Here is an 18490-nt window from a genome sequence, read left to right as displayed (position 1 = left end):
GCGTTGCATCCGTGTCCCGGGCCCAGTTAGCGGGGCAAGCCCTCTGCTTCTGCGATCTCTCTGGCGCGGATGCGCAGAACATCCTTTTTGATCTTGCCTGACGGAACACGAGGCAAATCCTCGGCCAAGACCAGATGTTCGGGAAACTTCTGCCGCGCGAGACCCGCCGCGTCCAGGAAGCGGCGGATCTCGGGCAGGTCGACCGAGGTGCCTGGACGTGGGATGATGAAAGCGCAGCCCTTCTCGCCCGTCGTTGGGCTCGGCATCGCGACGATCGCGACATCCGCCACAGCCGGATGCGTGTAGAGTAGGTCCTCCACTTCCTTGGGGCTGATGTTTTCGCCCGAACGGATGATGATGTCCTTCTTGCGCCCGGTGATGACGATATAGTTGCCGTGCACAATGCGGCCGAGGTCACCCATGCGGAAGAAGCCCTCCTGGTCGAAATTGCCATCGTTGTCCGAAGGATGGGCATAACCGAAAAACAGGCCCGGACCGCGGGCGACGATCTCTCCTTCCTCACCTTCGGGAAGCGGCGAGTCGCCGGCCGGGTCAACGATTTTCAACTCCGCAGGATAGACGATTTCGCCGTCCGTTTCGGCACCAAGTCGGGCCTGCGAACGATCCCGGATGCCCAGTGTCGCGGTAACCATCTCGGTCGAACCATAGCAACGGAAGAAGAGACAATTCGGGAAGGTTTCGCTCGCCTTGCGGATGAGATCGGGCGAAACCGTCGTGCCGCCGCAGAAGAACAGGCGCAGCGACGCGATGGCTTCGGGGCGATCGCCAGCCGTATCCAGCAGTTGCTGCAAGAAGGGTGTTGCACCGCCGTTCACTGTGCAGCGGTGCTCCTCGATGCAGCGAACGCCTTCCTCGGCGGTCCAGACGTCCATCAGCACGCTGGCCGAGCCATGGATCCAGGTCATATCGAATGCCCAGAGCGCACCAGTGATGTGGGTGACCGGCGAGGGCATGAACACGACATCGTCCGGGCCGATCTTCCAAGCCTCGCCCATGGCACGGGCACGATGGTCATAGCTGTAGTGGGTGTGCAGCACACCCTTCGGTTTGCCGGTAGTGCCAGAGGTATACATGGCCATCATCACGGAGGCGGGATCAACCTCCGGCAAGGACGCCTCGTCGGCGGGCGCGAGGGTCATCGCGTCTTCCCAAGTGAGCCCCCCCATTGTCGCGCACGACCACGACCTCCTGTAGGTGCGGCAGCGAGGCTCGCAATCCGTCCAGCATTGCGCGATAATCGTGCTTCCGGAACGTGCCAGGAACGAAGATCAGCTTCGAGCGGCAATCGGCGAGGATATAGGCGAGTTCCGATTCTCGGTAGATCGGTGGAACCGGGTTGATGACAAGCCCGGTCATTCGCGCGGCAAGGGCGATGATCGCGGTTTCAATCCAGTTGGGAAGCTGGAAAGAGATGACGTCGCCCGGTCTGAGGCCGCGTGACAGGAAGAACCCAGCAAGCCTGAGGGCCTGTTCCCAGGCGTCCCGGCGGGTTAGTCGCCTCTCGCCTTCTATGAGCAAGAGATGGTCCGGATCCAGGGCCACTGCGGTGCGGGCAGCATCCACGAGAGTACTATCGGTCCAGTGACCCTCCCCGAGATAACGTTGGGCGAGTTCGTCCGACCACCGAGTCTGGAAGCCGCTAGGATCGGTTTTTTCAGTCCATTTCATAACTGGCTCTCGAAATCTGGAATGTTTCGTAACGTCATCCGGGATGGACTTCGAGCTGTGCAGAACCGCGAAGGATCTAATGCTCTTTTGCTCATGCATTCACACGGGAGAGACCCTGATACGCACGCATATATAATTTGCAACTCTCTATGTTTATTTCACTCTTAGAAAGGCTGGAACACCGCGGCTTCAAGCCACAGGCCGAGGGTTTCAGCATCCGGTTCGCCGGACTCGATTGCGTAGTTTTCGCCACCCGCCGCAATGGCATGAACGTCGCAGTGACCGCCGTCTTGACCGATGAACCATATAGCGCTCCGCCACCAATGGCCCGTCGTTGACAAATGCAATACGCGCCTATAGCTGCATTTTTTGAACCGGCTGTGACGTCTGTTTTCGCGAGATAGCTAAGGTCCGCCGAGGGGGGATAATGATGGGTTCACGCATATTCGATCCGTTCAAGATTGCTTTGCTCAGCGGAGCGGCATTGTTGTCGCTGGCGACCAGTCCCGCTTGCGCCCAGTCGAAGCCCTCCCCTGCTTCCGAGTCTGCTGTTGCGTACTCTCCGGCTGACATCGTTGTTACTGGTCAGCGCCGTGACGAAAGACTGGCCGATGTGCCAATGTCGATCGTCGCGATTTCCGAAGAGTCCGTCGCAAAATCCGGCGTAGTCAGTGTGCACGACCTTAACCGACTGGCGCCAGGCGTTCAGATCAATTTTGCCGGCTGCTGCACGCAGCCCGCAATCCGCGGCATTACGACCCTGACTACCGGCGTGGGGTTCGAGAATAACGTCGCGATCTACGTCGATGGCTTCTATGTTCCGGACAATCTTTCGATCAACGGCGACATCTCCAACTTGGCAAGTATCGAAATTCTGAAGGGTCCGCAGGGCACGCTGTGGGGACGCAACGCCACGGGCGGAGCCATCCTCATGAACACCAAGGCGCCGTCCGATGTACTGACCGGCAAATTTGAAGCAGGGTATGCCCGTTACGACGAAGTCTCCCTCAGCGGTTACCTCTCTGGCCCAGTGACGGACAAGATCCGCTTCAGCCTGTCCGCCTACAACCGCGAAAGCGATGGTTACTACAAGCAGCTCGACAGCACTGGCCGGGTTGTCGGCAACGCCGCCCCGATAAAACAGAGGTCGGCGCGCGCGAAGCTCGCATTCGATCTGGGTGAAAACACCACTGCGACCATCGGCGCCAATTACGCGCTGGCATCGGATCCCCGCGGTGTCATCTTCACTGTCTTTGATCATGCCTCGCCACTGCTGCCTGCGCCGCCCGCCAGGGCTGCCCAACCCCGGACAGCCTCGGGAACAATTCCGTCCGTCCAAAGAGTAAAACTCGGCGAGGGCACTTTTAAGCTCGAGCATAGTGCCGGATCCGGAAAAATTACCTCGTACACTGGCTATGCGGTTCGCAAGACAAAAAGCGCCTACGATTTCGACTCCAGTCCTGCAGACCTCATCATCTCGACGGCCGATTTTACTCAAAAGACGATCCAACAGACGCTCGATTTCAACGTGACTACTATCGAGGGATTGAATTTGATAGTCGGCGCCAGCTACTATCACGATGATTTGAAGTCGACCAACTCCCTCGGTTTTGGCCCTTTCTCTGGCAACACGCGAACCTCGATCCAACTCAACGCGGAGGCCTTCGCCGGCTACGTGGATGCTTCGCTTAACGTAACGGACCAGTTCGTTCTCAACGTTGGCGCGCGTTACACACACGAAGATAAACGTGTACGATTTGCCAGATACAGCCGCACCACAAATGCGGTAATAATTGCCCCTATGGATCAAAACGTTAAGTTCGACGCTTTTACGCCGAAGGCGTCTGTGCGTTACGAGATCAGCCCCCGCACTAATGTGTATGCATCTATTTCAAGAGGATTTCGGACCGGCGGGTTCAATCCCAATGGTCCCGACGCGAATGGACAGTTTAACCCGTTCAAACCCGAACGAAACACTGCTTACGAGATAGGCTTAAAAACCGCCAATTCTGTGTTTCAATTCGAGACGGCGGGTTTTTATTATGATTACCGTGATTTGCAAGTTGGTCAAACACAGCTCCTTCCATCTGGCGGCTTGATCAATATCGTTAGCAACTCGCCCAAGGCAAAGGTTTACGGGGTAGATGCCCTGCTCTCTGCCCAGCCGGTGCACAACCTCAATGCGCGAATTGGGGTTGCCTATCTACATGCAAGATATGGTGCATTTGCCAATGCACTGGGAACGGGCTTAAATTCCCTCACTCAGACTAACATCACTAATCAAGTCCAGGATTGGACCGATCAAGAGATGGCGCGGGCACCGGAATTTTCGGGGAATGCCGCGCTGGACTATACGATCGAAGGGATCGCGGGCGGCAAACTTAACCTCGCCGGAAACGTGCAGTTCACATCATCCTTCGTCCCCAACAATCCCTCGCTTTATGGCTCAACCGCCTCGCCGGCCATGCAGAAGGTACAGCGTTTCCGTCAGGGCGCGTATGCCACGCTCAATCTGCAGGCGAGCCTCTCGGACATGGACGATCGCTACAAAATCACAGTCTATGCAAATAACGTGACAAACAAGTCTTACAAGATGGCCTATAATGGCTCCTTCACGGGCGATTACGCGGTCTGGTCACAGCCCGTCACCGCGGGTGCGCGTCTTGGTGTCCTGTTCTGACGGGACTCTTGGCCGGCGGCATCAGTTCAACCATGGCAGGACAAATACGTTTATCGACGTTCCGACGGTGTGTTTAATTTTGACGAGCGGATACGGAAATGTGCCGGCTGGCGCCGGGCTTCGATGAGAGCACAGCGGCGACGTTCCATGCTCGTAACATCATCGCGATCGATTCCCTGCCGCGGCGCTGGGATTGAGCTTAACTCAAGGCCTGACGGCCGTAAAAAGGCGACACATCATGGGTATGAACGATCTCGTGATCATTAGCGTAGACGATCACATCACCGAGCCGGGAGATATGTTCGACAAGCACCTCTCGGGTGAAGCGCTGGCGACCGCACCCAAGCTGCGCACGAAAACCGACGGCACCAATTTTTGGGAATACCAAGGCAAGAGCATCCCGTCGGTCGGGCTCAATGCCGTCGTCGGGCGTCCGCGCGAGGAATACGGCATGGAGCCAACCTCGTTCGACCAGCTTCGCCCGGGGTGCTACGACGTCGATGCCCGCATCGCCGACATGAACATCAACGGTGTCGCAGCGTCGCTCAATTTTGCCAGCTTCCCGATGATCGACGGGGGGCTGTTCATCCAGGCGGAGGACAAGGCGCAGGCACTTACCCACTTGCGGGCCTACAATGATTGGCATGTGGACGCGTGGTGCGGCGCTTATCCCGGCCGCTTTATCCCCTGCGGGCTCTTGCCGGTGTGGGACATGGACGCGACAGTGGCGGAGATCAGGCGACTGTCGGACAAGGGCTGTCATGCCGTTTCGTTGAACGATAATCCGACCGTGCGCGGGCTGCCCAGCATCCACAATCCCTATTGGGAACCGCTCTATGCGGTCGCGGCGGAAGTCGGCACAACGCTTTGCCTGCACATTGGCGGCGGCAATCCCGCGCCGCACGCGTCGATGGAAACGCCGATTGAAGCCTGGATCACGACAATGCCGATGTCGGTGTCGATCGGCGCAGCCGATTGGCTGAACCTCAAGGCGCTCCGAAACCATCCGACATTACGCATCGCCCTGTCGGAAAGCGGCATCGGCTGGGTTCCCTATCTGATGGAACGCGCCGACTTCTCGCACGAACAGCACAAGGCCTGGACCCATTCTAACGCAATTTTTGGGTCGCGAAAGCCGAGCGAAGTGTTCAAGCAGCACTTCACGAGCTGCTTCATCGACGATGCCTATGGCCTGAAGAACATCGACGAAATCGGCGAAGACAATATCGCCTACGAATGCGACTATCCGCATTCCGACACGCTGTGGCCCCACGTTCCAGAACGCCTGTGGGATACGATTAAGCATCTGACAGAGGTCCAGATCGAAAAGATAACCCACGGCAATGCCATGCGGGATTTCAAGTTCGATCCGTTCCAGCATCATCGCCGCGAAGACCTAACCGTGGCGGCTCTGCGGCGCCAAGCGGCGGAGCAGGGCGTCGATACGTCAGTTCGCTCGAGCGGCGGCTCGGCCCCCCTCGCCGAAGGGGAAGAGGCGCGTCCGATCACGTCTGGAGACATCGTGCAGATGTTCATGAAGCACGCCGAAACCGCCTGATACAGGCTCTTACGGCGTTATTGGGAGTATCCGAATGGTCGATAAGGTGATCGTGATCACGGGTGCAAATGGTGGTTTGGGCAGGGCGTTGGCGCAGCGGTTTGCGAGCGACGGGGAGCAGGTCGTGTTGCTGGGCCGTACGCTGGCCAAGGTGCAGGAGGTGGCAAGCAGCATCGGCGAGCGTGCCATGGCGGCCGCCTGCGACGTCATGTCGCCCGCATCGGTCAAGGCCGCATTCGCGGAGATCGCCGGCGTCCATCCCCGGATCGACGTTTTGATCAACAACGCCGCGGTCTTCGATCCTTTCTTGATCGAAGAAGCGTCCGACGATCAGATCATGAACGGCATCCTAACTAATCTTGCGGGACCAATGCTCTGCTCGCGGTCGGCCATTCCCATGCTGGAACGGGGAGGGCTGATTATCAACATCAGCTCGGAATCGGTCGACATGCCGTTCCCGCACTTGCTGGTCTACCAGTCCACAAAGGCAGGGTTGGAGCGTTTCTCCAAGGGCCTGCAGCTCGAACTGGAAAACCGGGATATCCGGGTCACAACGGTTCGCGCGGGTCAAATGACCGGGCCGGGCCAGTCGGCCGTCATGGAACCCGAAGCAGGGATGCGTTTCTTCCAAGCGTGCCTCCAACGAGGTTTCAATCCGATGGAGCGGGGCTCGACCCAATATGAATCGGCGACCGGCCTGTTTCGGTATCTGATCGATCTACCCGCCGATATGCATCTCGACATAGCCACCTACCAAGCGCGCAAGTCCGGCTGATCGTTTCCATTTGATCGCTATGGCACGGCAAGGCCGGTCTCAATTGAGCAGGATTACTCCATGACATTTCTTCCCGAAGGCAAACTCTACATCGATGGCCAGCTGCGCGATGCGGCAAACGGCGCCAAATACGAGGATATCAGTCCCTGGACCGGTGAGGTGGTCGCCTATGCGGCCGATGCCTCCGCCGAGGACATGGAAGAAGCGATCGCCGCGGCGCGGCGCGCGTTCGATCATAGCGATTGGCCCACCAATTCGGACAAACGCCTGGCGCTGGTGCACAAGCTGGCCGAACTGATGAAGGCCAATCGCCAGAGGCTAGTCGACATTGCCATCCACGAAACGGGGGCGGCCATGGGCGCCGTCAATATGGCCAATGTCGATGGCCCTCTGAATCACTTCGACAAGCTATTCGAGATCTACGGCACGATCGAGTGGGAGAAGGCCATGCTCGACAAGGAGGTTTGGGGCTCTGTCCATCGCCGCCTCCTGGTCAAGGAGCCGGCTGGCGTGGTGGGGGCTATCATACCCTGGAACGTGCCGCTCTATATCACGGTGGGCAAGGTGATCCCTGCGCTGCTGCTCGGCTGTACCGTGATCCTGAAGCCGGCGCCGGACACGCCTTTGATGAGCACGATCATCGGCGAACTCGCAGCCGAGGCCGGCTTCCCCGCGGGCGTGCTGAACGTGGTGAGCGGCAAGGAGCCGGCCCTGCTGGGTGAAATACTGGTTACCGATCCGCGCGTCGACGTGATTTCCTTCACCGGCTCGACTGGGGTGGGCCGCCGCATCATGGAGATAGGCGCTCCGACGCTCAAGCGCCTGTTCCTTGAGCTGGGCGGCAAGTCCGCAGCTATTATCTTCGAGGACGCCCCCAATTTCGCCGAGGCTGTGGGTCAGTCGATCGTTTGCTATCACGCGGGGCAAGGCTGCGCGACGATCACGCGACTGTTGGTACCGGAAAGCCGCTACGACGAAGCGGTGACGGTGCTGGAACACGCCTATGACGCTTACGCGCAGTTGTGGGGCAAGGCAGAGGACCCCACGAATTTCATGGGACCGTTGATTTCGCAGCGCCAGCGTGACCGGGTCATGGGCTATATCGAAGCCGGCAAAAGCGAAGGCGCCAGGTTGATCGCCGGCGGTCAGATAGCCACCGATAAGGGCGGCGGCTTCTTCATCGAGCCGACCTGTTTTGTCGACGTTACCAACGACATGACAATTGCGCGTGAGGAAATCTTTGGTCCCGTTCTCGTAGTCATACCTTTCAAAGACGATGAAGACGCGATCCGTATCGCCAACGACAGCGAATACGGACTGTCTGGCAGTGTCGTGTCGGGCGACGAGGCCCGCGCGGTCCGCGTTGCCAAGCGCATCCGCACCGGCACGGTCGGTGTCAACGGCGGTATGTCGATGGATGTCGATCTCCCCTTCGGCGGATACAAGCAGAGCGGGCTTGGCAAGGAATGGGGCCTCGAAGGCTTCGAGGAATATCTCGAAACCAAGGTCATCGCGACCAGGGCATAGTCGGAAGTTATGTGCCTGCCGACGGACGGCCTTTACCCGTCGTCGCGGTGACATAATGGCACAGTGGAAGGACCATCGATGACGCAAGTTATGAAGGGCATTGGGGGCCCTTGAAGTGGCGCAGTTCACTTTCGTACCGGCGGCGGGCGGAGTGCTTTCCGATTGGGGGGCGGATTTTATCAAAATCGAGCGCCCGGTGCCCGGCGACACCCAGCGCGGCTTCATTAGTTCGTTCGGTCGCAAGGTCGATCCGCTGCGCAACGGCATGATGAAGCACCCGAACTGCGGCAAGCGTAGCGGCGGAGTCGATATCTCCACAGACGAGGGCCTGTCCATAACGCTTATGAGATGGATCTTCTGATCCAAAAAAATTCGGCGAACATGGACAAATACGATCCGCAGAAGCAGGTCGCGCTCGTCGTGATGGATGGGGGAACTGGCTCAAGCCTCTGGCAGGAACCCCCGCCATGTACATTCAACAACAGAACTCCATTCGCGACGCCATCACCGCGGCGATCAATCTCGCCGACCGCGTGCGCATGGCGAACATCGCGCGGGTGGTGAACATTCTGCAGTCGATGGTCCTGACTGACGGACCCAGATTGAACCTTACGCCGAGCTACCACGTGTTTCGCATGTACGTTCCTTTTCAGGATGCAACGGCGCTGCCCATTGAAATCGACGCCGGGCGTTATGTCTCGGGCCAGATCAATCTGCCGAGTCTCGATGCGATGGCTGCAAAGGCGAGAGACGGCCACATTTGGCTGGCAATGACCAATCTCGATCCCGACAAGTCGGTAGAGTTGGACTTGGCGAATGACGGGGTTCCAGCCAAAGGAGCCCAGGGTGAAACACTGACCGCCGAGAGGCTCGATGAGATCAACAGCTTCGAGAGACCCAATGCAGTCCCGCCCCGTCTCATTCGAGCACCGCTCAAAGACGAGAAACTGCATTTCACTCTGCCCGCGCGCTCGGTCACGGTTGTCCAGGTTCCGAAATAAAACTGGTCCTAAGCGGCTTCGCAGACTTGGCAGCGACCTCAATGGATCACCGCTTTTGAGAGCCCATCACCCGCGGTCGAATGTCCGTGATCAGGGGGTTTTACGATGGCCGCAAACTCGTTGATCGTGATGAAATTCGCTCGGGATTCGTCGACACGCATCGACCTGGGATTGCTCATTGGGGTGATTCGCTTGTCCTCGTTCTGGGAAACAACGACGTGCAGTCTCAATTTATGAGGCGCGGTCGCGGTTTTCTCACACGGCAGTTCGAGACGAAATAAGTGGGCTATCAGTCCGCGACAAGCGACCGATCAGCTAGCGACGCCGCTAAGCTCCTTGGCGGCTATTGTGCCCAAAATTTTTGGGTGAAACTTGGGTGAACTTCGCGCAGAATCACGATATGTTCATGGCACGTTCCGCGGTTATGAATGCGAAAAATGACGGAAAACCGCCATTTTTGACGCCAACCATTTCGTTGACATCGTAGGGGTCGCAAGTTCAATCCTTGCTACGCCCACCAGTCGCCATTCAGTAAAAAGCCCCGCTAACGCAAGACGTTAGCGGGGCTTTTTGCTCTCGCCCTAAGCTCGGCAGTGCCAGTATTTCATTGGATTTTTTGCGTGAAATGAAAGCGGCAGCCATCTTGGCTAGGTCCGAAACCACGTCGTCGATTCCCCCCGCGATGGTGCCCAGATACTCCGGATCGAAGACGGCATAGCGGCTCGTTGTTCTGCCAAAAACCCTATGCCCTAGCGCCATCTCGAGCTCGATGAGATCGACCCGGCGATCCGCGAGGATCGTCGCCATGCTGTGGCGGATCAATTTGGCACCTCAGCCGTCTGGGATGCCAAGGTGCTGGCGCGCGCCATCCCAGGCGGAGCGGACGAGGCCGGCTTGACCTGGGTCACCACATCCCTCCCCTCGGAGTCATCGTAGCTGCTGCGTTCCGAACAGACGAACCACTCATCCGTCGACGAAAGCCAGAAATGCAGGAGATCTACAACCGCCGATCGGACGGAACTTCTTGGTCTGGATCCTCCCGGCCGGATTGAGCGCGAACATCCGCTCGTTCTGCATCCACTGTTCGCGGTTGCGATCTACGTTCATGTCGTAGATCGCGTCGGGGCGCGCCAGCGTGCAAATCGCGGCGCTCAGATATCGGCGAAAGGGAAGAAGCCGATCCGCGTGCCCAGCGTAGTTCCCCGCCCCGCGCACACTATAGTCCAGAAGCTCGCCGATCGCATTCACAGACAGTCGGTACGTCCGCCCCGGCGTCACCTGGTTGCGGGTCTTGTGCGTAAGCGGTGGGACGTAGCGGTGCGGCGGGCCTTGAAGGCATAGTTCAAAAGCGGCCTTGAGCAGACCATGCCTTGAACATAGGGCGTCACGCCCGTCGGCAATCTCTGCCGGATAATTCCAGCGATCGGTCAGTCCATCGTCCACGACTTATGCCAAACGATTGTCGAAGGGTTGTGGATCCTGATCCACCTAGGTTCGGCAAGGAGCAGATGAACCGATGGCAGATATTGGGGAGCCGTTTTGAACCGCTGAAGGTCGGCTATGTTGGCGTCAGAAGCCGAGCGTTCGATTGCGCAGCGCCGCGCAATCGGTATCGACCGCCTCGGGACCCTGTTTGCCGGTCAACGCGCGGCCGACCGCCTTCAGCACGTTGCCGAACGACTTGACGTCTCGCGGGACCATGATCGAGGGATCGCGGATCGTTCCAAGCGCAGAGACCGATCCGGGCAGGCGAAGAACGGAATTGCGTTTGGGCGCGCCGGTCAGCGTCAAGGCGATCCGCTCTTCGGGGAACGTTATCGTGCCTACGCCTCGCGTCTGGCTTTCGCTGGTGTCGACAAGGACCGGCGCCGCCGTACCGATTCCGCGACGCATGTCGAGGCGCAGCGCCGCGCAGCGCAGCGCGGCCTGCTTGCCCTCACCGGTGAAGAGTCCTTTACCGACATCGAAGCCCAGCAGGCTCGCGAGTTTCGCCGGCAACGAGCCACCTTGAGCCATGACGCCGATCGTGCCGTCGGATTGCCCCACGACCTCACGGATGGTGTCGCCCACGCCGGTCAGGCGTGCTCTCCCGTCGACCGGTGCGTCGATCTCGCCCGTGCCGCCGGCGAGCGCATCGATGCTGCTGCCGCGCATGTCGAGCGCGATGGCGACCGTCGGCTGCGCCTGACCCTGGCGCTGGTCGACGCGAACCTCGCCCGCAATGACCCCTCGGCTGAGGCGCATCGTGAACGGCTTGGCGACCAGCAGGCGGTGGTCGAGGGTGAGCACGCCTTCCATGCTGCGCAGCGCCGAAGAGCCGGCACCCACTATGTTGTCTATGCGGATCGCGAGGCGCCCGTCGGTGTTCTTGATCTTGCGGATGTTGATCCGCGTGTTGGGAATGAGCTTCTTGCCCTCGCGCTGTTCCAACGCGCGCGCAGCCGCCTGCCCGGCATCGGTCGATAGGTCCCCGAAGTCGAGGCGAGCGAACCGGATATCGCCGTCGAGCTTGGACCGGCCGCCGACCTTGTCGACGACAAGCCGGCCGGCAAGCCGGCTCGTTCCGATCGTCCCGGACAGATCGCTGATCGTCCATCGCCTAGCCTTGTGAGTGACGTCTGCGGCGAGATGGACGGGCTGCGTCCCGAACAAGCCAGCCTCGATCACGCGATCGATGAGCTTCAGGTCGCTGGCTCGTGCGGTCATGCGCAGCGTCATGTCATCGGTGCGCAACGGGCCCACCATCTCGCCTTTCATGCGCATGTCGATCGCCGGCCCCGAAATGCTCGCTTCGAACGGCCAGCGCTCGTCGGCCTTGCTCGCGGGGCCTTTCAAGGCGAGCGTGACGGGATTGCCGTCTATCTCTCCGGTTCCCGCCGCGACAAGCCCGCGGTGCGGATCGATCGTGACCTGGAGGCGCAGCGAGCGCTTCTGATGCGCGTCGCGGTAGCGAACTTCAGCCTTTACCGATTGGATTGCGGCGAGCGAAATAGGAGTGCCCGATCCGTCTTCGCCCGGCGTGCCATTCCGCCAGTTCACGCGCTTGTCGGCATCGCGCACGAAATCGAGCGTGACTCCTTCGGCTGACAGCACTTGCGGATTTGCACGGCCGAAAATCGCGGGCAGAACCGCAACCCGCACCCGCAATGACGCGATCGACGCGAGTTTGCCCGGCCCTGCCCACTTGGCCTGCGGGATGTCGACACCCTTCACGCGGAGGATCGGCGTGAACGAGAACGGGCTTTCGCGCTCCAGCGCCGCGATCGTCACCGGGCGCGCGAGCTCGGCGCTAAGCTTGCGTTCTGCAAGTCCCTTGAGCCAGCTCGCCGGAAAGGCACCCGCGACCAGAGCCAAAAAAGCGGTGAAGACCGCGGCAAGGATGATGGCGACTTTGACTTGCCGCCGAGCGGGGATCATCGCCTGCAAATGCGCGGGGTGAGCGAACGTTCCGAACCAGCGGTCCTGCGTCGCGCCATGGGATGGCGAATGCCCAGCCGAAAAACATCCGGCACGCATCAAATCCGCGCCTCGCGTGTTGGACGGTAACTTAGCCCGCACAAGGATCGATCATGGCCCAGCCCACCAAGAAGACCCCCGGCAGCAATGGCGGCGAGACCCACCAGACAGTCGACGGCCGCGCCTCGGCTGAGATGCTGACGACGAACCAGGGCATCGCGGTTTCGGACAACCAGAATTCGCTACGCAGTGGCGCGCGCGGGCCGACGCTGCTTGAGGACTTCGTCCTGCGCGAGAAGATCTTCCACTTCGACCATGAACGGATTCCCGAGCGGATCGTCCATGCCCGCGGTTCGGGCGCGCACGGCTATTTCGAAGCGACTGCCGACATTTCCGATCTCACCAAGGCCGCGCTGTTCCGTAAGGGCGAGCGGACCGAGACCTTCGTTCGCTTCTCCACCGTCGCCGGAGGCGCAGGTTCGGTCGACACACCGCGCGACGTCCGCGGCTTCGCGGTCAAGTTCTACACCACCGAAGGCAATTGGGACCTCGTCGGCAACAACATCCCGGTTTTCTTCATCCAGGACGCGATTAAATTTCCCGACCTGGTCCATGCCGTGAAGATGGAGGCCGACCGCGGCTATCCGCAGGCGGGGAGCGCGCACGATACCTTCTGGGACTGGGCTTCGCTGATGCCGGAGACGACCCACATGTTGATGTGGGCGATGTCCGACCGCACCCTGCCACGTTCGCTGCGCACGATGGAGGGCTTCGGCATCCACACCTTCGTTCTGGTGAATGAGGCGGGCGAAAGTCACTTCGTGAAGTTCCACTGGAAACCCAAGCTCGGCCTGCAGTCGACGATTTGGGACGAAGCTCTCAAGCTCCAGGCCGCCGATAACGACTATCATCGCCGCGACCTGTTCGAGGCGATCGACAGCGGCAATTTCCCCGAGTGGGAGCTCGGCATTCAGGTTTTCGACAAGGCTTTCGCGGAAGCTCAGCCTTATGACGTGCTCGACCCCACCAAGCTGATCCCCGAAGACGACGTGCCAGTCCGCATCATCGGCCGGCTGGTGCTGGACCGCAACGTCGACAACTTCTTCGCCGAAACCGAGCAGGTTGCCTTCTGTCCGGCCAATATCGTGCCGGGCATCGACTTCTCGAACGACCCACTGCTCCAGGGCCGGCTGTTCTCCTATCTCGACACGCAGAAATCGCGCCTGGGCACGGCCAACTTTCACCAGATCCCGGTCAACGCACCGCGCTGCCCCTTCCAGAACTTCCAGCGCGACGGCCAGATGCAAATGATGGTGCCCAAGGGCCGCGGCAACTACGAACCCAACAGCCTCACCGATCACGGCGAGGAAGGCGGGCCGCGCGAGACCCCGGCCAAGGGCTTCGCCACGACGACCGAGCCGACCGGCGAAAGCGAGGAAGGCGACAAGCTGCGCGTGCGCTCAGAGACCTTTGCCGACCATTATAGCCAGGCCAGGCTGTTTTTTATCTCGCAGACGGAAAGCGAGCAGGCGCATATCGCCTCGTCCTTCGTGTTCGAACTGTCGAAGGTCGGCCTGCTCGACCAGGTTCCTGGTCGTATGGTCGCCAATCTGCGCAACGTCGACGAGGACCTGGCCAAGCGCGTCGCCGAAGGGCTGGGCATTCCTTTGCCGAAGAAGGCGCCGGCCGCCCGCGCGCCGGTGGACATGCCGCAATCCGATGCCCTGTCGATCCACAAGAACATGCACGACACGCTCGAAGGCCGCGCGGTCGGCATTCTGATCGCCGACGGAACCGATGCGACGGAGCTCGACGCCGTGGTCGCAGCGGTGAAGAAAGCCAAGGGCAAGCCTGTCATCGTCGCACCCAAGGTGGGCGGCGCGAAGCTGAGCGACGGCAGGGTCTGCAAGGCCGATGGCCAACTTGCGGGATCGCCCAGTCAGATTTTCGATGCAGTCGCACTCGTACTGTCCGAGGCGGGCACCGCCGCCCTGCTCAAGGAGGGCGCCGCGGTCCAGTTCGTCATGGATGCCTTCGGCCACCTCAAGGCCATTGGCGCGAGTTCGGCTGCCAGACCTCTGCTCGACAAGGCGGGCGTGGAGCCGGACGACGGGGTCACGGGCCTCGACGCGAAATTCTTGAAGGCTGCTTCGCGCCGCTTCTACGCCCGCGAGCCAAAGCTTCGAACCCTGGCATGAGGCTCGCGGCCATCGAATTCGCACGCCTGGCACAGCGCCTGTGACCCTGACCGAATCCCGGGATCTACGCGGCGGGCGCCCGTCGTGGAATGAGGATGCCTGGGACATTCCTCGGGCCGATCCGCTGGCGGATGGGCGAAGCGACGTCGCCGTCATCGGCTCGGGCGTCATGGGTTCGATCCTCGCCGAACGCTTCAGCGCCGAGGGACATTCGGTAGTAGTGCTCGACCGTCGCCCTTCCGGAATGGGGAGCACCGCAGCTTCGACGGCCGAATCGATGTGGGCGATGGACGTTCCGATGAGCACGCTTGCGGCGGATATCGGAGAGGCGGAAGCCGCGCGGCGCTGGACGCGCGTCTACCACGCGGTTCGCGGTCTCGCCGATCGGATCGACGCGCTCGGGATCGATTGCGCGCGGCTAGATCGCCCCACCGTCTATCTTGCGGGCGGCCAGCTCGATGCGGACGGCCTGCGACGAGAGGCGGCGTTCCACGAGCGTCATGGTTTGCCCAGCGCCTTTCTGGATGGCGATGCGGTCGCACGGCGCTTCGGCATTCGGCCGCGCGCGGCGATCGTTTCCGATGGCGGCTTCGAAGTCGATCCGGTGCAACTGGCGCACGGGATGCTCGATATCGCGAGAGCGCGCGGCGCGCGGGTCCACTACCCCTGCGACGTCATCGCGATGGACGAGCACGAACAGGGCGTGACCCTCTCGCTGGCCGAGGGGAATAGGCTAGAGGCGCGTCAGGTGGTCTTAGCCAGCGGCTATGAGCGTGCGACGCTGTTTCTGCCGTCGCAGTTCAAACTCCTTTCGACATTCGTCATGGCCACATCCCCGGGCACTGCGCCGCTGTGGCGCGAGAATGCCATGATCTGGGAGGCATCGGATCCCTATCTCTATATCCGCGTGGATGCCGAGGGCCGGGTCATCGCCGGCGGCGAGGACGAAAGCGTGATCGATGCCCAACGACGCGATGCCTTGATCGGAACCAAGGCCGGCACGATCGCCGCCAAGCTTGCTGCCTTGCTGGGTTCGGACCCGCTGCCCGTCGATAGCGCGTGGTCGGCGACTTTCGGCAGTTCTCCCGACGGCCTCCCTGCCATCGGACGTGCCGCCCATATGCACCGTGTCTGGCTTGCCGCCGGCTTCGGCGGCAACGGCATCGCATTTGCGGCGCTCGCGGCCGATCTGCTGTCCGAGGGCTTCGCCGGACGGATCGATCCTGATGCAGCCTGCTTTGATCCCTACCGGTTCAGCGCGAAAACCGGCTTTTGATATGGGAGGGCCGGCAAGCGAGGCCTTCTGGCGCGAAATGGCGATCAGTGATCTCGATGGTGTCATTCGCGTTGCTCGCGAAGCCTTTCCTGATCACTTCGAGGACAGGCGCTGCTTTGCCGAGCGGCTTAAGCTCTTTCCTCAGGGATGCTTCGTACTCGACGAGGGAACCGGCAGGATGCTGGGGTACCTCATTGCCTATCCGTGGACGGCGCGAAGCGCGCCGCCGCTCAATAGCCTGGTCCAAGCCCTCCCGAACGACGCCGAGGTGCTCTATCTGCATGATCTGGCTCTTCTCCGCGAGGCGCAGGGCAAGAACCTCACGCGGATCATCATCGACCGGTTAGCCGATCAGGCACGCCGCGACGGTTGGCGCGCGATCGCGCTTGTCGCAGTCAATGACGCCACCGCCTTCTGGGCCAAAGCGGGATTTGCGGAGGCTGACGAACCTGCAATGAGGGAGAAGCTCGCCAGCTACGGCGCGGGCGCAACATATATGACCCGAACCCTTGGTGCCTGAGCACATGGTCTTACCCGAATTCCGCCTGTGAGATCGCCTGGGTGAACTGCCATCGGCCAAACTTGGCCTAGCGTAAATTATCCCCGGCGACCTCATCTGTATGGACTTCAAAATTGGCAAGACTTGTCGGCCCAAAGGTGGTGGTCAGAGCTGCGTCAGTCGCATCCCGCCCCCGCGCCATCAGGATGCGACCGATCCGCGGTGCGTTATGGCGCGCATCGAAAGTGTACCATTCACCGCCCAAATAGACATCGAACCAGGCAGAGAAGTCCATTGGTGCGTCGACCGCCGGTACGCCGATATCACCGAGATAGCCGGTGCAATAACGCGCGGGGATATTCATGCAGCGGCACAGGGTAATCGCCAGGTGCGCGAAGTCGCGGCAGACGCCGATCTGCTCCTGATAGCCTTCCCAAGCCGTGCGCGACGACCGCGCGTGATGGTAGCCGAACTCGATATGATCATGCACGAAAGCGACTATCGCCTGCACACGGACCCAACCGGGCTGCGTGGCACCGAATAGCGACCAGGCTGTCTCGGCGAGCCGGTCGGTTTCGCAGTAGCGGCTGGCGAGCAAGTAGACGAGGATGTCATCGGGCAGATCCTCGATCGCATGCTGGATCGCGTCCGGTGCGGCAGGATCCGGCTGTCCATCGTCCTCAATGGTGAAATCGCAGGCCAAGGTCAGCCCGCCGCTTGGGATCGTCACGCGCGAGCAGATATTCCCGAACTGGTCGATATAGTCGTAGATCGGCACCTCCGGCGTCGTGACGATCCGATGCGGTGTGCGCAGATCCTTGTTTCGCGAGGGGTGAATGCTGAGCGCCGCCAGCATCGGCGTCGCCACGTCGCTTTCCAAACGGATGTTGTAGCCGGCCCGGATGAGCATTCAGGAAACTCCAGAAGACAGGGTTGGCGGGGTCGAGCCGGACGGCTCTGAGATCTCGACATGGGCATCGACCGAAACGTCCATGCCGAGGTAGCTTCCGGGAAAACCCGACCACGTCCCGGAGACAGGGATAGCCTGATAGATGTCGCGCGCGACCGCGACGCGGATGAGGCCGCTTGTGCCGGTGATCGCGTTGGTCGGGTCGAACTCCACCCAGCCCGATCCCGGTAGGTAGACGCGCACCCAAGCATGGGTGTTGCCGCCGCCGAGCCGCCGGCGACGGCCCGAGGGATTGTAGACGTAGCCCGAGACGAACCGCGCAGCGAGGCCGAGCGCGCGCACGGCCTCGATCATCAGCATTGCGTAGTCACGGCAAGTGCCGGTCTTGCGCTCCAGCGTTTCGAGCGGCGTCTGAGTACCCTTCTGATAGCGCGGCAAGTAGGTAAACTCTCGCTTTATCGCGCTCGTCATGTCGGTGAGCATGGCGAGCGTGCTCGCGTCGGGGGCGCCGACGAAGCGCCTGGCCCAGGTATCGATCGCGCGGGCCGGATCCAGATGCTGGCGCTCGATCGAGCGTAGGAGATCCGGCATTTCTTCAGAAGAGTAGGTGAAGGGATAGGTTCGCGCGTATTCCTCGATGTGAACGTCCTCGAGCTCGCTCGGATGGTGGATTAGGCGGGCAGTACTCTCGATCCGCAGATAGTCGGCGCGGTGATCGAAGGTGGCGATGGCCACCGCATTGCCGAAGACGTCGTGGAGCCAACGAACGGAGCTTGGCTCCGGATCGATTGCAAGCTCGGCGGTCAGGAGGTGCTGGTCATAGCTCTCGCGCGGACGCACCATGAGCCTATGCTCGCCGAAACGCACCGGCTGGCTGTAGGTATAGGTGGTGACGTGTGACAGGTTTACCAAAGGCATCGG

General features: G+C 60.8%; 16 protein-coding genes. 9 read left to right on the top strand and 7 right to left on the bottom strand.

All coding sequences use genetic code 11. The features are described 5' to 3' along the window. Positions 1 to 26: 26 nt before the first annotated feature. Together KRR38_RS00245 and KRR38_RS00240 are read right to left on the bottom strand one after the other, a co-directional pair. Positions 27 to 1160 carry an AMP-binding protein gene (locus KRR38_RS00245; protein WP_217397469.1) on the bottom strand — a complete coding sequence of 378 codons (1134 nt, stop codon included), beginning with the start codon at positions 1158 to 1160 and terminating at the stop codon, positions 27 to 29. Continuing rightward, positions 1117 to 1689 (bottom strand): AMP-binding protein, encoded by a 573-nt coding sequence (locus tag KRR38_RS00240; protein ID WP_217397467.1) that lies wholly within the window; start codon positions 1687 to 1689, stop codon positions 1117 to 1119. Before KRR38_RS00240 ends, KRR38_RS00245 begins: the two co-directional genes overlap by 44 nt. 430 nt (positions 1690 to 2119) lie before the next feature. On the opposite strand from KRR38_RS00240, the gene KRR38_RS00235 reads away from it, so the two are divergent. The 6 genes from KRR38_RS00235 to KRR38_RS00210 all read left to right on the top strand — a co-directional run bounded on the left by KRR38_RS00235 (position 2120) and on the right by KRR38_RS00210 (position 9230). After that, entirely contained in the window at positions 2120 to 4369 is a 2250-nt protein-coding gene (locus KRR38_RS00235; RefSeq protein WP_217397465.1) for a TonB-dependent receptor, read from the top strand. A gap of 238 nt (positions 4370 to 4607) precedes the next feature. Then, a complete protein-coding gene (locus KRR38_RS00230; RefSeq protein ID WP_217397463.1) occupies positions 4608 to 5927 on the top strand; it encodes an amidohydrolase family protein in 1320 nt (439 codons plus the stop codon). Between the two features lie 34 nt (positions 5928 to 5961). After that, the gene (locus tag KRR38_RS00225; RefSeq protein ID WP_217397461.1) at positions 5962 to 6702 is read left to right on the top strand and encodes an SDR family oxidoreductase; all 741 of its coding nucleotides are present in this window, start codon (positions 5962 to 5964) and stop codon (positions 6700 to 6702) included. 60 nt (positions 6703 to 6762) lie between these two features. Next, the gene (locus tag KRR38_RS00220; RefSeq protein WP_217397459.1) at positions 6763 to 8229 is read left to right on the top strand and encodes an aldehyde dehydrogenase family protein; all 1467 of its coding nucleotides are present in this window, start codon (positions 6763 to 6765) and stop codon (positions 8227 to 8229) included. A 115-nt stretch (positions 8230 to 8344) separates the two neighbouring features. After that, a complete protein-coding gene (locus KRR38_RS00215; protein ID WP_309140937.1) occupies positions 8345 to 8590 on the top strand; it encodes a CoA transferase in 246 nt (81 codons plus the stop codon). 28 nt (positions 8591 to 8618) lie between these two features. Then, a complete protein-coding gene (locus KRR38_RS00210; RefSeq protein ID WP_309141175.1) occupies positions 8619 to 9230 on the top strand; it encodes an alpha-L-arabinofuranosidase C-terminal domain-containing protein in 612 nt (203 codons plus the stop codon). A gap of 528 nt (positions 9231 to 9758) precedes the next feature. Here KRR38_RS00210 and KRR38_RS00205 read toward each other — a convergent pair. From KRR38_RS00205 to KRR38_RS00195, 3 genes are all read right to left on the bottom strand, one after another. Next, positions 9759 to 10037, bottom strand: a complete 279-nt coding sequence (locus KRR38_RS00205; RefSeq protein ID WP_217397455.1) for a hypothetical protein — start codon at positions 10035 to 10037, stop codon at positions 9759 to 9761. Between the two features lie 156 nt (positions 10038 to 10193). Beyond that, a complete protein-coding gene (locus KRR38_RS00200; protein WP_217397453.1) occupies positions 10194 to 10673 on the bottom strand; it encodes a hypothetical protein in 480 nt (159 codons plus the stop codon). A 126-nt stretch (positions 10674 to 10799) separates the two neighbouring features. Continuing rightward, the gene (locus KRR38_RS00195) at positions 10800 to 12746 is read right to left on the bottom strand and encodes an asmA family protein (RefSeq protein WP_217397451.1); all 1947 of its coding nucleotides are present in this window, start codon (positions 12744 to 12746) and stop codon (positions 10800 to 10802) included. Between the two features lie 53 nt (positions 12747 to 12799). On the opposite strand from KRR38_RS00195, the gene KRR38_RS00190 reads away from it, so the two are divergent. From KRR38_RS00190 to KRR38_RS00180, 3 genes are read left to right on the top strand one after another with little or no spacing between them, the layout of a single operon-like run. Further along, positions 12800 to 14884: a catalase gene (locus tag KRR38_RS00190; protein WP_217397449.1), complete on the top strand. Its 2085-nt coding sequence runs from the start codon at positions 12800 to 12802 to the stop codon at positions 14882 to 14884. Between the two features lie 40 nt (positions 14885 to 14924). After that, positions 14925 to 16160: an FAD-binding oxidoreductase gene (locus KRR38_RS00185; RefSeq protein WP_217397447.1), complete on the top strand. Its 1236-nt coding sequence runs from the start codon at positions 14925 to 14927 to the stop codon at positions 16158 to 16160. Beyond that, positions 16111 to 16680, top strand: a complete 570-nt coding sequence (locus tag KRR38_RS00180; RefSeq protein WP_254514575.1) for a GNAT family N-acetyltransferase — start codon at positions 16111 to 16113, stop codon at positions 16678 to 16680. Before KRR38_RS00185 ends, KRR38_RS00180 begins: the two co-directional genes overlap by 50 nt. A gap of 67 nt (positions 16681 to 16747) precedes the next feature. Here the strand turns inward: KRR38_RS00180 and KRR38_RS00175 are convergent, their stop codons facing one another. Together KRR38_RS00175 and KRR38_RS00170 are read right to left on the bottom strand one after the other, a co-directional pair. Continuing rightward, the gene (locus KRR38_RS00175; protein ID WP_217397445.1) at positions 16748 to 17569 is read right to left on the bottom strand and encodes a transglutaminase family protein; all 822 of its coding nucleotides are present in this window, start codon (positions 17567 to 17569) and stop codon (positions 16748 to 16750) included. Further along, complete coding sequence (locus KRR38_RS00170) at positions 17570 to 18487, bottom strand: transglutaminase family protein (protein WP_217397443.1); 918 nt, start codon at positions 18485 to 18487, stop codon at positions 17570 to 17572. It abuts the gene before it with no gap. Between the last annotated feature and the right edge of the window lie 3 nt (positions 18488 to 18490).

Source organism: Novosphingobium sp. G106, from assembly GCF_019075875.1.
Lineage (GTDB): Bacteria > Pseudomonadota > Alphaproteobacteria > Sphingomonadales > Sphingomonadaceae > Novosphingobium.
Note: the sequence above shows the minus strand (reverse complement) of the source record. Positions and strands in the feature narration are given on the sequence as shown.

Coding starts and splice junctions, on each gene's coding strand:
- KRR38_RS00245 (WP_217397469.1), bottom strand. CDS start 1,160: ATGACCCTCGCGCCCGCCGACGAGGCGTCCTTGCCGGAGGTTGATCCC.
- KRR38_RS00240 (WP_217397467.1), bottom strand. CDS start 1,689: ATGAAATGGACTGAAAAAACCGATCCTAGCGGCTTCCAGACTCGGTGG.
- KRR38_RS00235 (WP_217397465.1), top strand. CDS start 2,120: ATGGGTTCACGCATATTCGATCCGTTCAAGATTGCTTTGCTCAGCGGA.
- KRR38_RS00230 (WP_217397463.1), top strand. CDS start 4,608: ATGGGTATGAACGATCTCGTGATCATTAGCGTAGACGATCACATCACC.
- KRR38_RS00225 (WP_217397461.1), top strand. CDS start 5,962: ATGGTCGATAAGGTGATCGTGATCACGGGTGCAAATGGTGGTTTGGGC.
- KRR38_RS00220 (WP_217397459.1), top strand. CDS start 6,763: ATGACATTTCTTCCCGAAGGCAAACTCTACATCGATGGCCAGCTGCGC.
- KRR38_RS00205 (WP_217397455.1), bottom strand. CDS start 10,037: ATGGCGACGATCCTCGCGGATCGCCGGGTCGATCTCATCGAGCTCGAG.
- KRR38_RS00195 (WP_217397451.1), bottom strand. CDS start 12,746: ATGCGTGCCGGATGTTTTTCGGCTGGGCATTCGCCATCCCATGGCGCG.
- KRR38_RS00190 (WP_217397449.1), top strand. CDS start 12,800: ATGGCCCAGCCCACCAAGAAGACCCCCGGCAGCAATGGCGGCGAGACC.
- KRR38_RS00180 (WP_254514575.1), top strand. CDS start 16,111: ATGCAGCCTGCTTTGATCCCTACCGGTTCAGCGCGAAAACCGGCTTTT.
- KRR38_RS00175 (WP_217397445.1), bottom strand. CDS start 17,569: ATGCTCATCCGGGCCGGCTACAACATCCGTTTGGAAAGCGACGTGGCG.
- KRR38_RS00170 (WP_217397443.1), bottom strand. CDS start 18,487: ATGCCTTTGGTAAACCTGTCACACGTCACCACCTATACCTACAGCCAG.